The sequence below is a fragment of the Lysinibacillus sp. NPDC047702 genome, assembly GCF_050272555.1.
Classification (GTDB): Bacteria; Bacillota; Bacilli; order Bacillales_A; family Planococcaceae; genus Lysinibacillus.
This window is the reverse complement of sequence record NZ_JBNNMG010000054.1, coordinates 1-16043: the sequence shown is the minus strand read 5'-3', so window position 1 is coordinate 16043 and position 16043 is coordinate 1. Positions and strand designations below refer to the sequence as shown.

The window sequence follows — 16043 nt, the reverse complement described above, 5'->3', positions numbered from 1 at the left end:
CTTCGTGACCAACATCGTGCTGCTGCCGCTTCGCTTTCGCGCAAAAAACATCTGTTGCCCCAAGCGGCTCATCGGACGCCCCCAGGAAAGCACTCAGTCGGAACGGAGATCAACCCCTCGTTTTGAAAAAGAGCTATACTTTTTAATTTGTCACCTTGATTTCATTGACATAATAGTATTTCAACAACATGTCATCTATCTCGATAGATGGTTATTGCATTTTCTAGCCTAAAATCAATATTTTTATTTAGATTTGTAATTATACATCAGTGTGCGAAAGCAAGCTGACCGTCATTGTTACTTTGCCAATCACAACACCAACAAAGTGAATAGATTTATGTTGACCATTCGAATTATTTAAACATTCTCGTATTCCCCATGTTACAGCGTCATATGCAGACTATCTTACATGTGACGCCGTAACATTTTTTGTTTGTTCATATTCCGTTCATATTGTTGTCACAGAGAGTATATCTTCGTCCATTAAGCTATTCCTTGATGCTCATATAAAATGTCTAATAAATAGATAAGAAAAGGGGAAGAGGCGAGTGAAAATAAAAGAAAAGATAATGAAAATGAGGATAGGTAAACCGCTCATCTTTATGCTTAAAGCAATAGGAGTTATAGTTATTACAACAGTACTTTTTCTGGTCATTGTTTTTATTGTTAATATTATCTGTAGCAAATTCGAGCAAGGAAAAATAGATATTTATGGTCAGCCTGTAACTGTAGACGGGAAGGATATGAATGTCTTAATTCAGGGAGAAGGTGAAGAAACCATCGTGCTTTTACCTGGTTATGGAACAGCAGCACCAGCACTTGATTTTAAACCACTAATAGATGAATTATCTCCATTTTACAAAGTTGTTGCAATTGAGCCTTTTGGTTATGGATTAAGTGATCTAACTGAAAAGGAACGAAGCACAGAGAATATAGTCAGTGAAATACATGAAGCTTTACAGCGTCGTCATATTGAGCGGTATATTCTAATGGGCCACTCCATTTCAGGTCTTTACGGACTGGATTATGTGAACAAATATCCAAACGAGGTGAGTGCATTTGTCGGGCTCGATAGCAGTGTTCCAACGATAAGCGAGAAAAAGATTGATTCTTCAATAATAAGAACTATAAAACTATTAAAAAAATCGGGTTTAGCTAGATTACAAGTAAAGCTAGGTGATGACCCATACGCCGTACTACCATATGATGATAAAACAAAAGAACAAATGAGAATTTTGAAACACAAAAATATGTATAATCCCAGTCAGTTAAATGAAGCTGAAATTATGTATGAAAATTTTAGAGCAGCTGAAAATTTATCATTCCCAAAAAATCTTCCTGTTATTTTCTTTATACAAGCGAATCATCCAGTAACTGACAGATGGATACCAGAGCATCAAAAACAAATCCAAGATTCTGTACATGGGAAAGTGATGACATTTGAAGGAGATCATTATTTATATCGTACTAAAGCAAAAGAAATTGTAGAAAATTTCAGGGCGTATATGGATGAAATAAAATAAGTGTAGTAAAAAGTTTTTCCATCACAATCGTTGTAATAGTTTTGTTTCAATTAGATTGTCTTATATCCTCATGCTACGCTTGCTTTGTTAATAGAGGTTAACTAGGTTTAAACGATTAAACGTATAGTATAATTATACAAATAGAACGAGGAGGGAATGCAATGTCTAAAAAGCAAAAGGTTATTATTGTTGGTGCAGGGATTGTTGGTTCATCTATTGCTTATAATCTATCAAAAGAGAATCAGGATGTCACTTTAGTTGAGAGCCACTCAAAAGCAGGCTGTGGTGTAACATCAAATTCCTTTGCTTGGATTAATCCTTCAGGGCGTGTTCCAGAAAACTTTCAACATTTGTATGATGGGTCCTTAGCAGAATATCAAGTATTGGAAAAAGAGATTCCAGAATTAAAGGTTGATTGGAATGGCTCCCTTTCATGGGGAATTCCTGTAAATATCAATAAATCTTATGTAGAAAAAATAACTGGTCAGCAAGTATCGGACTTAGAACCTCATTTAAAAGAATATCCAAAGGAAGCTCTACATGCTTTTAAAGAAGGTGCGGTAGACCCTAATATTCTAACGAATCTTTTACTAAAGAAAGCGCAAGAAAATGGAGTAAAAATATTGTTCGACACAAAAGTAACACAAATTAAAAAGGAGGACGCTAAAGTAGTTGGCATCCATACTTCAAAAGGTTTTATAGAATCAGACGTCATTGTATTGGCAACTGGTACAGCGTTACCTGAGCTTTGTAAGCCTCTTAGTCTGGATGTTCCTGTTGAGTCATCACCTTCTATTATTATTCGAATGACATCTCCAAAAAAGCTTGTTCACACATTAATTTCTAATTCTAGATTTGAGGCAAGACAGCTATCTGATACTACTTTAATTGCTGCTGAAGACTATTTGGATGACCAAGGAGAAAACGGACCAGAAGAGGTTGGAAAAAGAGCTTTTGAAACTCTTCGCAATGATTTGGAAGAAGGGGAACATTTAGAGTTAGAAAGTATCAAAGTAGGGATGAGACCCATGCCTAAAGACGGTTACCCCATTGTCGGTTTTCATGATCAGGTAAAAGGACTTTATTTAGCAGTTATGCATTCTGCAATCACGTTATCTCCAGTTATTAGTCGATTGATTGCAAAGGAAATCGTAGATAATGTACAGTTGGAAGAATTAGAAGGTTGTAGACTATCTCGATTTTACAAAGTAAATGAATAATGATATTTCTAAAATGATAATAGTTGAATAAAATGATTAATCAAATTATCAAATATAAATCATGGGGGAAAGGCAAAAAGCAATTCGACATTAAAGCAGTAATGTTACAACCAATTGGTAAATATGGATCATATTATACTTCTTATTTGAGGAGATTATCATGCTCATAAATACATTTTATAAGAAGCACTTTACATATACTCAATATTATGTTAAATTACTCGATAATAAATTTGACTAAGGGAGGTGCAAGCAATGTTAACTGTTTTTAGAATTCTGTTTGGTAAAAATGTAAAACTTGGAAATGGTTTAGCTGACAAAGGGAGTAGTCTGTCCTTTTTTATGCTATGCAACCATATAAAAATAGTTATCGGAGCTTTTCCTCTATGCCAAGTAAATTACAAAGTAATGACTTAGTGTCCTTATGTATTTGAGCATATTTTTTGTATGAAGTTTGGCACCGATAATTCTTTGGGTGCCTTTTTTGTGTTGATTTTTAACTTAAGGGATAGACAACTCCTTTCTATTTACTCCTATAAAACTAGAGAGTCATAAGGAAGGATGAGAAAGATGCAATTAAAACAAAGCAATAAGTATATAAGAATAAAAGATTTCTTAATGGAACATAATTATCCTAATTTTAGAATGAGACAAATATTGAATGCCATTTTTAAAGAAAGAATAGATAAATTCAATGAAATGAATGTACTTCCTAAATCGTTGAGAGAGAATTTAGTTAAAGAATTTGGAGAGTCTCTTTTAGATGTTATTCCTTTAAAGGAACAACATTCTGAGCAAGTTTCGAAGGTCTTATTTGGAATATCAGGAGACGAAAAAATAGAAACGGTAAATATGAAATATAAAGCTGGTTGGGAGTCATTTTGTATATCCTCGCAGTGCGGTTGTAATTTTGGTTGTAAATTTTGTGCAACTGGAGATATAGGTTTAAAACGCAACTTAACGTCAGATGAAATTACTGATCAAATTTTGTATTTTCACTTAAAGGGACATTCAATTGATAGTATTTCTTTTATGGGAATGGGAGAAGCATTAGCTAATGTACAAGTTTTTGATGCTTTAAATGTATTTACAAGCCCTGAGTTGTTTGCCTTAAGTCCTCGTAGGCTATCTATTTCAACTATAGGCATTATTCCTGGCATAAAAAAAATGACTCAAAATTATCCGCAGGTTAACCTGACGTTTTCATTACATTCTCCTTTTCATGAACAGCGAAGCAAGTTAATGCCAATTAATGAACGCTACCCATTATTGGATGTAATGAATACATTAGATGAGCATATACGTATGACCTCAAGAAAAGTTTACATTGCTTATATTATATTGCCAGGAGTCAATGATTCTATTAATCATGCAAAAGAAGTAGTAAACCTTTTAAAAGGTAGATATAAGAGAGGGAACTTGTTCCATGTAAACATCATTAGGTATAACCCAACTGTTAGTTCGCCTATGAGGTTTGAAGAAGTAAATGAGAATCATGTTGTAAATTTCTATAAAGAATTAAAGTCAGCGGGAATTAACGTTACCATTAGGAGTCAATTTGGCATTGATATAGATGCTGCGTGCGGGCAATTGTATGGAAACTATCAAAAAAACAATAACCAATAAAAATAGTAGATGTAACTGGTATATCTTAAGGAAAAGGAATCCAAGGTGTTATTAAAAGACATGGATTATTTGGAGGTTCTACCTCTCACGGTTCAAGGTTCCATCGGTGTAATTGCCAAAAATGATAGCATGAAAGGGGACAAAGGAAAAAAGCCCTGACGTATGGGTGGAATGATAATTTATTCAAATAAAACGGATTTGGACGATAGGTAGTTTCCAAATCCGTGTTTTAGTGTACTAAATCCTTCTAAAAATATGCATTCCATTCTACAGTTAGTCATAACCATATCAGATTCCATTTTAGTTTCGGAAATGATTAAGTGCTAGTAGGGTTGCAGAATTATATTCCGTAGGCAAATCATCCTCAAAATAAATAGCCTCCACTGGACAAACTAATTCACAAGCACCGCAATCAATACAAATATCAGGATTAATTACATATTGGGTATCTGTCATAACAATGCAATTTACAGGACAGACATCCAAACAGACAGCTGCTTTTTCATCCCTACATAATTCAGTAACTACAAAAGCCATTATAAATCCTCCCAGATAGATAGTTGTTGTTTTAATTCTTCAGGTGACTGTTTCCAGTATTCTTCATTAAATCCAGATAAAAACTGATAAAGTAGTTTTTTTGAATGAATATCTACATGATTAAGGATAAATTTCCCTTTAAGTGCCTTATCTAAGTAATTTACTTGTTCTGGCAAGGATTTATAGCCAAGTTTAATTCGGCGTTCTTCTTTTGATACACGTACTTCACTTGCTGTACAGCCCGCATAAAAAGGTCCATTTTGAGCAATCTGAATAGCTATCCAAACAATCCAATAACGATTATAATTGTCACTAGCATGAGCTAAGTCAGGGGAAAATCGAACCTTTTTTTCAATTATACTTCGCCCATGTAAGGCTTCTAAGTCTATAAATACGTGTTCGTTTTCACAATCAATAATAAGAGGTGTTACATTATTTAAATCAAGGGTACCTACTCCGTAACCTCCATCTCCATCTGTTGAATCATTACTTAAAATAGTAAAATGCATTTTATTTTTCATAGAAATCACCTTCACACAATTTGTATTTCTAGATTAATATATAAGATTGAAATTGTTAGCTCCCAGCATTTTATTTGTTTTGAATAATCCTAAACTCTGAATCTCCTGATACTTTTTAATTTAAAATTATAAATAAAATATACAACTTATTTTCATTTCTTGTCTTCAGGCTTACGTCTGAATTGTTTGAAATGGTAGGGTTACTATAATATAGTAATTTGAACTTTTATTTTGAAAATCGCTAATCATAGTAATTATATTTGTATAGATAGTCAACAGTGTAATCAACATATAACTGATTTAGAAAAAACAAAAGCGTTTTTCAAACGTATTACTCAATAGAAATTGTGTGAAAGTGGATTTGGTAAATCTATTCCAAATCCATTTTTATTATATTCTTTAAAATTCTTCACTTTATTTAACAATTCTTTGAACAGGCATTGAATTCATAATGTTTGATAAGTGTTATGAGAAGTAGTTATTGAAGGATAATAATTCCTTTTGTCGAATTTTGTTATAGACGAAAGGAGAAATAAAAGTGCAAGTTACAAAATATTTTCATGGACTACCGAAGGAAAGTCAAAATATTATTTATTCATATGGAAATGAAAGGATATTGGATGAAAGTATTAAAATAATACAAAACAATATAAAACGTTCTATTATATTTGATCTTAATGGGAAAGATATTATTTTGAAAAAATTGTTATCTAAAGGAAAAGGCGACAATGATATTCATGCATTATTAGATCTAAATGATAGCCCTTATTTTCCCACGATTTTCGCATATAAGAGCAGAGATTTTTTATTTATAGAAAAAGCAAAGGGAAGGCCCTTACCAGAGATTTTAAAAAGGGGTATTTGTCTTACAGAATTAAAAATAATTCTTGGTCATTTGGTTAAAGCAAAAAGAGCTATGATGGATGTAAATAGATATGACTATGATTTTAAACTTGAACATATCTTTTGGGATAAAGAAAATAAGAAAGTTACATGGATCGATTTAGGAATTTGTATGAAAATACCTAAAAAATACTCAGAAGAGGAAAAGGAAAAAAGGATTCAACAATGTATTACAAAAATAAAAATCAATTTTTTAATTAATGGTTATGACTTATTTTAAATTTGGGTATACATATTTTAGGGATTTTAGGAAGCGGGGAAAAGCACAACCGGGTAGCAGTCAATGCACGAAGGAAATATAGTGAGGAAATTTCTATAATGGGTTGATGAGAGTTTGAAGATATCCATTTAGAACTATTTACTAAGCTATAATTACAAATGTATCTCCAAGAAGGTTTTAGAAGATTATGCCCCCCTATAGAAAATGCTGATACAGTCTATTTCTAAGGGGAGCTTTTAATTGCAAAATTGAGAAATAGCTATGCCTTAATTTTCATCTTTTATTTTCCAGTCGTTTTGTATGATATCTTGAAGAACATTTTTCAGTTGTATAAATTGCTGCTCTGAGATATTTGATTGCTTCATTACTTGGCGAGACACTTCAGGGAGGTTACTACGAACATTACTTCCGTCCTTTGTTAAATATATTTGCATTTGTCGTTCGTCATCCTTGGAACGCTTACGGCAAATGTAACCCTTTGCCTCTAATTTTTTTAGTAACGGTGTTAATGTACCTGAATCTAAAAATAAACGTCGTCCTAATTCTTTTACAGTTATTTGTTCGTTTTCCTCTAAGGCTAATAAGGTGATATAGCCTGTATAAGTTAAATCATATGGCTTCAATAATAATGTGTATTGTCGAATGATTTCTTTCGATGTCGCATACAAAAGAAAGCATAGTTGATTATCTAAATGATTAGGCATAAAAATCCCCTCTTAAAGTTCTTCTACTTACATTTATATTAAAAATAAAGTTCCTGCTTGTCAAACACAATTAAATTGTGTACAATTCAATTTGTAAAAATTAAATTGTGTACAATTTAAAATACTAATATAGATAAGAGGTTTTCAATTATGAAAGAATTATACTCAACTACAATGATTAATAATGGTGGGCGTAGTGGCACATCATATGCAGAGGATCAATCACTATCTTTAAAAATTGCACCACCTGGCTCAAAATTAGATAATGTTACAAACCCAGAACAATTATTTGCTGCAGGTTATAGTGCCTGCTTTAATAGTGCATTAGATTTAATTAAACGCCAGAAAAAACTTAAAAACTCATCAACGATTAAAGTAACAGTTAAATTAATGGAGCAAGCTGCTTTTGACTATGTGCTTGCTGTTGTTATCGAAGGACATATTGAAGGATTAGCATTGGAAGAATCACAGGAATTATTAGAATTAACTCATACTGTTTGTCCATATTCAAAAGCAACAATGGGAAATATCAATGTAACTATTAAAGCAGTTTAAATTTTTTTCGAAAAAGAGGGAGATTACATGTCATCTACACCAGTAAAACAGATTATGCAGGAGCGTAAATCGGTTCGTAAATATAATGCTAAAACTAAAATATCTCGTGAAACAATAGTGCAGCTACTACAAGATGCTATTACAGCTCCTTCTTCGAGTAATATGCAACCATGGCGATTTATCGTCATTGATGATAAGGAAATTCAAAAGAATATTAATTTCTTTTCATTTAATCAAGAGCAAATTGAAACAGCCTCTGCCATTATCGCTGTCATTGGAGATATTGAAATGTATTTAAATGCTGAGGAGATTTATGAAAAAAATGCGGAATTAGGCTATATGCCAGAAGAAATTGCAAAAAAGCTTGCACAAGACGCATTAGCAATGTACGGTTCAGCTTCGACAAAAGTATTAGAAAACATAGTACATTTTGATGCTGGCTTAGTGTCTATGCAAATAATGTTATTGGCGAAAGAAATGGGTTATGATACAGTTCCGATGGGTGGGTTTGATAAAACTAAATTTGCTGAATACATGGAATTGCCTGCAAATGAAATACCTATATTATTATTAGCAATCGGTGAAGCAGCAGCACCTGCTTATGGTTCTTCACGTCTTTCAATTGATCGCATTGTAAGGTTCAATAAATAAATTTTTAGGCAATGTCCCAAAATGCATTTGCGGACATTGCCTTTTTAAACTTTTTAAGGGGTGAGTCGGATGTCTTCATTAACTTTTATTTTAAGCTTAATTGGCAGTTGAGCATCTTTATATTATGTATTTAGAAACGTTTGTAACTACATCAAAAAGAACAGCAAAAACATTTAATATGTCTGAGAATACATTAGAGAATCATAATGTCCAAGTTCTTTTCAAAAATCAAGGCGTATATAATGGACTTATTGCAATCGCCTTATTGTATGGTTTATTTTTTTCTCATCAAAAATCTGAAATTGTAGCCATTTTTTTAATCTTTGTTATAATTGTCGCAATTTATGGAGGCTTAACAAGCTCGAAGTCGATTATATTAAAACAAGGTGGTCCAGCTATTTTAGCAATCATAACTTTGTTTTTCTAAGAGGTAATGAGTTTTTGAATGCATAAAAAAAGACCGAATCAACCACAGTATAATTTGTTAAATCGCAAAAAGGAAATCTTGATTTTTCAAGTTTCCTTTTTAAACTATACATGAAGGTTTATCACTTCATCAAAACCTTTTTTAAAAACGGATTCTTTTTACGGATATTTAGAATGGCCTTTATTCAATTCAAATTCTCCATAATCTGTAGTTGTTGATATTATCGGCATGCAATTCTAATAGCAACGGATCTGAATTTGCAGGTAAAGGATAATGAGAAAACAGCTCAATCTGATGTGCAAGCAGAGGAAAGTGAGAAAACAGTTCAATATACAACGATTACAGGTGAATAAGTTGAAATACATTCAGACCCAAAACGAGTGGTTTAAATAAATTGGTCAGACAATTGTTGATTTCTTGGAGATGGATATTCCGGTTGTTGGTAATAAACTTCCCCAAGATTATTCTAGTTACTATGAAGGTAAACTTGAAGGAATCGTTTCTCGGTTGAAAAACACTTTACTAGTTTGATCAATTTAAAATGATTTATAACCACCTATCAAATTATGCGATAGGTGGTTATTACATTTAAATGGTTTAACTTATTAAAACTCTAAAAAATTTGATTCCTCAGGATAGTATAGTTCTTTGCGTAAGCAGACATCCCGATGTGTGAGGGTTTCACCTTTAAAACGTAGCCAAATTTCGTCATCTGCCATGACACCATGAGTTTTACGCACGATGCCCCAACGATTATAGGCTTGCATATCCAATGAAGCCAGTAATTCTTTGGCATTGACCCGAGTAGGGGGGAAGGTTCGCCATTTTAGCCAACGTTCTAGTTCTTCTAAGGAAATATGTCCCTCCATATTCGGTGAAAATTGCTTGTTAAAATCATCAATATAATTAATCACATAAGGTGTGCCACCATTAGCCGGTTTTAACTCAACATGAGCAATAATGTCATCCATCCACATCACATCAAATGTCATGTAATCAATCATTTGATTCACTCCCTTCGATGAATAAATGTTTCAATTCGGGATCACGAAACTGTGAGAGTAATACGTCCCTTGCACGACCGAAATCATACGGTGATTGTTCGATTGCAGCTATTAATTTATCTTTATTGATAAATGGTGGTCCCTCGTATAGGGTAAGTTGCCTTGCAAAAGATGAATTCAGTGGTTTTGCCTTTACTTTTCGCTTTAAAATCGTTAATGGTTTGCCAGGTGGATAGTCTTTTTCATCCGATAGCAGGCTAAGCCCGTTATCGAAAATCGGTGCTAGCTCCCACGTTTTTTCTTGTGGATCGTATAAGAATAAAATGTTGTTTGTATGCCGGTCTTCATTAAGAATGAGGGCATCGAAAGCGAAAAGTTGTGCAATCTGTTGGCGTACATCAAGACCTGTAAACTGCTTGACTAGCGCCATTAATTGCTCGTATTTTTCTGTAGTGGAAAGTGTGTTGTTATTTGTAATCGGGTCAGTCGAGCTGAAATTTGCTTCAAACAGGCGCTCAAGTGTCACTTCCTGTTTTGTACCACGAAAGTCCGGTGAATAGCAGCCATCAAATTGCTCGCCGTCAGTTAACTGAATAGTACATAGCTGATAGACAACATAGTTTGAACAATCAAGCGTTGAGCATTTAAGCACGAGTGAAGCGAGTACTTCTGCTTGTCCTTCATATCCTCGTGCATTTTGTTTGACCCACATGTTGCCGATACGCCATTTCGATTGATCGCCTTTACTAGAAGTACTAATAATGCGTTCAGCATCGGTAGGAATATGAATTGTTTTCATATCATCACGTCCTATTTAGTATGAGTTTCTTCTATTATATAGTGTTATTATCATTTAACGCACGAAAAGTTGTCCATCCAATATTGAAAATACTAAAGTAAGGAATGTTAGAAGACTGTTATTTTAGGATATCCACCAGTCTTCTTTTTATTTGCAATATATTCGAATTTTATTGCCTTCTGATTATAGTATGCTTGTAATGAAAGTATACAAACAATATTTACTATCAGTATTTGATTTAGGACCGGGCAGAAAGTTGTTAGTGACAAGCAGATCAAAAATAGTTAAATTGTAGTAAGAGGATGAAAATAGTAAGAGTAGTAAGAATAATACATTAGAAACACTTACACTAAAGAGAGCTAAGGCTTCTTACATCTATTTAATAGAAAGGTTAAAAATTTTGATAGCAAATAAATTTACGAAATCAAAAAAAATACTGATTATTATAAGTTTTATTTTTAGCTTACTTTCATTGCGCTTTGGATGGTTTCTTTATTTTAATGCTCCTACAAATCAAACTGCAGAAAAGGGAGTTGTTGATTTACGTCATGTTACGTTAAATGAAGATAAGGTTATTTTTTTAAATGGTGAATGGCTATTTTATCCTTCAAAGTTTATTATTGACGATTCTAGCGTAAATAATGAACAGCAGTACATACAAGTTCCCGGGAATTGGAAAGAGAAAATGGAGCCGCTAGAGGGTTCCTCTATAGGTTATGGCTCCTATAGGCTTAAAATTTTGCTTCCCAATCAGGAAGAAACAATTTATGGTATTAAATTAGAAGGATTCGGGTCGTTTGCAAGTATTTATGTGAACGGTAAATTGGTGAATAGTGAAAATCTTGCTAATAAATACCCCATAGAGAAAATAAAAAAACAAGGACCCATGACGGTCATCTTTTCCTCTGAAGCAAAAGAAATTGACTTAATTATTCAAGTATCCAATTATGATAGTTTTAATTCGGGAGGTTTGAAAGATTCGGTTCATTTTGGGCTCCAATCTGCAATTACTAAGGGAGCTAATTTTTCAGAATCATTGCAATTGCTAGTTAGTGTCATTTTTTTTCTACATGGTTTCTATGCACTATCTATATTTTTCCTTGGAAGAGGGCAATATGAAAAGGAATTATTGTATTTTAGTTTTTTACTCATTCTTAATGGATTTATTATTTTAATAGACGATAATGTGCTGTTAAATCTTCCAATAAAGAATGGACTTTACATTAAATTACTGATAGTGTTACTGATCGGATTACTACTCTTAACATTAAAATTTATTAATGAACTTTATAAAATTAAGTCTACAGTATCAAATGTATTATATGTATTATTCATCCCCATATCTCTGACGCTATTGATAACATCAGCTTTGCACTACACACCTATGAAATTGCTTGTAATCATTTACGGAATTTTTATTGTCACTCAGCTTATTGTGCCTACTATTTCAGCTATTATAAAAGGGAATATTGATGGTATTTTTATACTCTTTTATTTAATTTGCTTTATATCAAATAGTATATGGGGAACTGCTATTAAAACTCTTGTAGTGAATATACCCTATTACCCATTTGATTATTTCATTTCAATAATTGTTATTGCTCTTCTACTGATAAGGCGGCATATAAATGTTATTCGATTAAATAATGAGCAGTACGAAAAACTAGTAAAGTTGGACGTTCAGAAAGATATATTTCTTGCGAATACATCCCATGAACTTCGTAATCCATTACACGGTATACTAAACATTACACAAACGCTTCTTGAAAGTGAATCATCGCAATTAACAAAAAAAAGTAAAAAAAATCTTGAGTTGTTATTACAAATTGGCAATCGAATGGCATTTACATTGAATGATTTATTAGATATCAATCAATTAGAAGAAGGACAGATTCAGCTAAATCAAAAAAGGCTCAACATATATAGTGTTACAGCTGGGGTTATTGATATGATTCAATTTATAAAAAACACAAAAAAGTTGGAGATCATCTCAGAAATTTCAGCATTTTTCCCTCCTGTATATGCGGATGAGAGCAGACTTGTCCAAATTCTTTTTAATTTACTTCATAATGCTGTCAAATTCACTGATGCAGGAAGTGTTACGATTAATGCCATTCATGATGATAAGGTAGCAACTATATTGATTAGTGATACCGGCATAGGAATGAGTGAGGATGACATCAAGCGTATTTTCCTTCGTTATGAGCGTTTTGAAAAGATTACTACAACTGGAATTGGACTTGGTTTAAATATAGCCAAGCAGTTAATTGAACTCCATGGGGGCACAATTACAGTACAATCAGTAGAAAACGAGGGGACAACATTGTCTTTCACGTTACCATTAGCAATCGATACAAATGTATCTATAGAAGAGGAAGTTTCAGCAACAGATTTCTCTTTGCTTCCTATAAATTCTCCTGATATCACAGAGAAGCAATTAATTGATGATGAACAAAGGGCAATGCCAAGCAGTAACATACTTATTGTTGATGATGATCCGATTAACTTAAAAGTTATTAGTAGTATACTGGAAGAGCTATATAATATTTATACTGTCACAAGTGGAGCAGAAGCGTTGAAAATGATTGAATTGGGAAATTGGGATATTATCATTTCTGATGTTATGATGCCAAAAATGTCAGGCTATGAATTATGTAAGGAAATCCGCAAGCGCTTTACAATAGTAGAGCTTCCCGTTTTGCTGCTGACTGCTAGAACCCAACCAATAGATGTTTACATGGGATTTCTTGCAGGAGCAAACGATTATGTTTCAAAGCCAGCAAATGCGCTCGAACTAAAGGCACGTGTCCAATCGCTGCTTGCACAAAATCAAGCAGTTAAAGAGCAATTACGTCTAGAAGCGGCATATTTACAAGCTCAAATAAAGCCACATTTTCTTTTTAATACGTTAAATACAATCTCTTCGTTAGGTGAAGTAAATCCTACCAGGATGACGGATTTATTAATTGAATTCGGTAATTATTTACAAAAGAGTTTTAGTACAGACAACATAAAAAACTTAATTCCGATAGAAGAAGAACTTGATCTAGTTCGTTCCTACTTGTTTATAGAAAGTGAAAGATTTGGCAATCGCCTCGAAGTTTCTTGGGATTTAGATGAGCTAAAGGGGATTCTCATACCGCCTCTTGCTATTCAAACAATTGTCGAAAATGCTCTAAATCATGGCATTCTTAAAAAAACAGAAGGTGGAATCATTGTCATTTCGATAAAAAACCACAAAAATTATCATGTTGTTTCTGTAGAGGATAATGGGGTTGGTATGACAGCTAGTCAAGTTGAGGCAATTCTTTTAAGGACAAACAAGCATGAACAAGGTATCGGCATAGCCAATACGAACCATCGTCTTAAACGAATTTTCGGAGAAGGAATTCAGATTGAAAGTCAATTAAATAAAGGCACAATCGTTTCATTTTGCATTCCTAAAGGGTTACCAAATCTTTTCTAGCAATCTATTGATGATTGATAAGTTTTGTTTGATTAATTTGCACCCTAGAAATTAGAGTTAAAAATAAAACTCTCTACTTAGCCAGACTAACTTATCGAGGAGAGAGTATATGAAAGAAACAACCCTTCAAATATTTGAACATACAGGTTTTTTTGCAATATTTATTAGCTTATTTGTTAATATTCTTATTAGTATTATCGGTGTTTTACCGAGTGTTTTTATTACAGCAGCAAACCTTTCGTTTTTTGGACTTTATCATGGATTAATCGTTTCAATTATAGGTGAGGGATTAGGTGCATTAATTAGCTTTATTTTATATAGAAGGGGTTTAAAAAAATGGAGATTAAAGGATTTCCAACACCCAGTAATGTTAAAGCTAAAGCATCTTGAAGGATATAAGGCTTTTTGGGTTATTTTAAGTTTGAGAATTCTTCCTTTTATTCCTTCTGGTGCTATAACATTAGGGAGTGCTTTTTCCAAGGTCTCTCTTACTTTATTTGCAATCGCTAGTACTTTAGGGAAAATACCTTCACTTATTCTAGAAGCTGGTGCAGTCTTTGGTTTTATGCACGTAGATCTAAAATGGAAAATTGTAATTATAGTAACCTTCGTTATTATATCAATTTGGACTGGGAGAGTAAGAGGAAAAAAGACAAAAGATAGATGATTTATTTTTATTATCCATAGATTCTCCATATTTTTTTGTTACAGTTCCATTGTGATGAAAATAAAGGGGGAAACATAATGAATTCTAAAATTTTGATTACTTCATTACTACTTGGAACTGTTATTATTGGCGGATGTAGTACAAGTAATTCAGGAGCTAATGAAGGCAATACCATGGATCATTCCAATATGGGTCAGAAAGAAATGTCGAACATGGAGGGGATGGATCATTCCAGCATGACTCAGGAGGAAATGGCAGATATGGAGAACAGCCATGCAAGTCATACAAATCCATTATCGTTAAATAATTCTACTGGAGAAAATGAAGTAGCGCTGCCACCATTCGTTGAACCTAAGGATGGAATCGTTCATATTACTGCACAGCAAGGAACGACGGAAATCTTTAATGGCATCGATACTGAAACATATGGATATAATGGTGCTTTCTTAGGACCAATTATCCGTTTGAAAGAAGGAGAAACTGTAACATTTAGAACTAAAAATGATTTATCTGAACAAACAACATTCCATTGGCATGGCGTAGAAATTCCAGGTGAAGGCGATGGGGGTCCACATCAAATACTGGAACCAGGCGCATTAAAAGATGTTAAATTTACAGTAAGTCAGGAAGCATCAACATTATGGTTCCATCCACATCCAGAGGGTGCTACAGCTGAACAAGTGTACAAAGGTTTAGCTGGTTTAATCTATATTGAAGATGAGAATTCTGAAAAACTGGGATTACCAAATGAATATGGAGAAAATGATTTTCCTTTAATATTTCAAGATAGACAGTTTACTGAGGAAAAGCAATTTGACTACCAATCCGTTCTTAATGAGGACGGTACTATTGGAGACACATTATTAATTAATGGTACATTAAATCCAAAACTTACAGTTGGAAAAGAAAAAGTGAGACTTCGTTTATTGAACGGATCGAATGCACGGAATTATACATTTAAATTAAATACGGGAGATAAGTTTCAACAAATAGCTACTGATGGTGGTTTTTTAAATAAACCTATTTCTATGAGTGAAATTACATTATCACCAGGTGAGAGAGCAGAAATTATTGTGGACTTTTCAAAATTTGATGCTAAAAGTGAAATGGCTTTAGTAAATGAAGAATGATGTTAGTCTAAATTATGGACACAGTGAATTGGGAGTTTATAAAGTATAATAATCTTAACAATTTACTAGGAGTGTCTAAGATGACAAAAC

The 16043-nt window shown here is 33.1% G+C and carries 16 protein-coding genes; 11 read left to right on the top strand and 5 right to left on the bottom strand.

Annotated features, from left to right (window positions below; all coding sequences use genetic code 11):
• Positions 1-602: 602 nt before the first annotated feature.
• From ACQKIM_RS20685 to ACQKIM_RS20670, 4 genes are all read left to right on the top strand, one after another.
• Positions 603-1523: an alpha/beta fold hydrolase gene (locus ACQKIM_RS20685; RefSeq protein ID WP_427547694.1), complete on the top strand. Its 921-nt coding sequence runs from the start codon at positions 603-605 to the stop codon at positions 1521-1523.
• A 161-nt stretch (positions 1524-1684) separates the two neighbouring features.
• Complete coding sequence (locus ACQKIM_RS20680) at positions 1685-2743, top strand: NAD(P)/FAD-dependent oxidoreductase (RefSeq protein WP_427547659.1); 1059 nt, start codon at positions 1685-1687, stop codon at positions 2741-2743.
• A 255-nt stretch (positions 2744-2998) separates the two neighbouring features.
• Positions 2999-3160 carry a hypothetical protein gene (locus ACQKIM_RS20675; RefSeq protein WP_427547657.1) on the top strand — a complete coding sequence of 54 codons (162 nt, stop codon included), beginning with the start codon at positions 2999-3001 and terminating at the stop codon, positions 3158-3160.
• Between the two features lie 153 nt (positions 3161-3313).
• Positions 3314-4369 carry a Cfr family 23S rRNA (adenine(2503)-C(8))-methyltransferase gene (locus ACQKIM_RS20670; protein WP_427547655.1) on the top strand — a complete coding sequence of 352 codons (1056 nt, stop codon included), beginning with the start codon at positions 3314-3316 and terminating at the stop codon, positions 4367-4369.
• A 300-nt stretch (positions 4370-4669) separates the two neighbouring features.
• Here the strand turns inward: ACQKIM_RS20670 and ACQKIM_RS20665 are convergent, their stop codons facing one another.
• Both ACQKIM_RS20665 and ACQKIM_RS20660 read right to left on the bottom strand, forming a co-directional pair.
• On the bottom strand, positions 4670-4906 hold the full coding sequence (locus ACQKIM_RS20665) for a DUF362 domain-containing protein (protein ID WP_427547653.1): 237 nt from the start codon (positions 4904-4906) through the stop codon (positions 4670-4672).
• Entirely contained in the window at positions 4906-5427 is a 522-nt protein-coding gene (locus tag ACQKIM_RS20660; RefSeq protein WP_427547651.1) for a YwhD family protein, read from the bottom strand. Before ACQKIM_RS20660 ends, ACQKIM_RS20665 begins: the two co-directional genes overlap by 1 nt.
• A 538-nt stretch (positions 5428-5965) precedes the next feature.
• Between ACQKIM_RS20660 and ACQKIM_RS20655 the strand changes: the two genes are divergently transcribed.
• Entirely contained in the window at positions 5966-6550 is a 585-nt protein-coding gene (locus ACQKIM_RS20655) for a hypothetical protein (protein WP_427547649.1), read from the top strand.
• Between the two features lie 266 nt (positions 6551-6816).
• Here ACQKIM_RS20655 and ACQKIM_RS20650 read toward each other — a convergent pair whose 3' ends face one another.
• Entirely contained in the window at positions 6817-7254 is a 438-nt protein-coding gene (locus ACQKIM_RS20650) for a MarR family winged helix-turn-helix transcriptional regulator (protein WP_427547647.1), read from the bottom strand.
• 150 nt (positions 7255-7404) lie between these two features.
• Between ACQKIM_RS20650 and ACQKIM_RS20645 the strand changes: the two genes are divergently transcribed.
• The 3 genes from ACQKIM_RS20645 to ACQKIM_RS20635 all read left to right on the top strand — a co-directional run bounded on the left by ACQKIM_RS20645 (position 7405) and on the right by ACQKIM_RS20635 (position 8887).
• The gene (locus ACQKIM_RS20645; protein ID WP_427547645.1) at positions 7405-7809 is read left to right on the top strand and encodes an Ohr family peroxiredoxin; all 405 of its coding nucleotides are present in this window, start codon (positions 7405-7407) and stop codon (positions 7807-7809) included.
• A gap of 27 nt (positions 7810-7836) precedes the next feature.
• A complete protein-coding gene (locus ACQKIM_RS20640; protein ID WP_427547643.1) occupies positions 7837-8460 on the top strand; it encodes a nitroreductase family protein in 624 nt (207 codons plus the stop codon).
• Positions 8461-8584: 124 nt separating this feature from the next.
• Positions 8585-8887, top strand: a complete 303-nt coding sequence (locus ACQKIM_RS20635) for a DUF1304 domain-containing protein (protein ID WP_427547641.1) — start codon at positions 8585-8587, stop codon at positions 8885-8887.
• A 605-nt stretch (positions 8888-9492) separates the two neighbouring features.
• On the opposite strand, the gene ACQKIM_RS20630 is transcribed toward ACQKIM_RS20635, so the two are convergent.
• Positions 9493-9891: a hypothetical protein gene (locus ACQKIM_RS20630; protein ID WP_427547640.1), complete on the bottom strand. Its 399-nt coding sequence runs from the start codon at positions 9889-9891 to the stop codon at positions 9493-9495.
• Positions 9884-10690, bottom strand: coding sequence for a HipA domain-containing protein (locus ACQKIM_RS20625; protein WP_427547638.1), 807 nt, complete (start codon positions 10688-10690; stop codon positions 9884-9886). The genes ACQKIM_RS20630 and ACQKIM_RS20625 overlap by 8 nt, the downstream gene beginning before the upstream one ends.
• 400 nt (positions 10691-11090) lie before the next feature.
• On the opposite strand from ACQKIM_RS20625, the gene ACQKIM_RS20620 reads away from it, so the two are divergent.
• The 3 genes from ACQKIM_RS20620 (at position 11091) to ACQKIM_RS20610 (ending at position 15953) form a co-directional block, all read left to right on the top strand.
• On the top strand, positions 11091-14156 hold the full coding sequence (locus ACQKIM_RS20620; RefSeq protein WP_427547636.1) for an ATP-binding protein: 3066 nt from the start codon (positions 11091-11093) through the stop codon (positions 14154-14156).
• 109 nt (positions 14157-14265) lie between these two features.
• Positions 14266-14823, top strand: coding sequence for a TVP38/TMEM64 family protein (locus ACQKIM_RS20615; protein ID WP_427547634.1), 558 nt, complete (start codon positions 14266-14268; stop codon positions 14821-14823).
• A gap of 77 nt (positions 14824-14900) precedes the next feature.
• Positions 14901-15953, top strand: coding sequence for a multicopper oxidase domain-containing protein (locus ACQKIM_RS20610; protein WP_427547632.1), 1053 nt, complete (start codon positions 14901-14903; stop codon positions 15951-15953).
• Positions 15954-16043 lie beyond the last annotated feature (90 nt).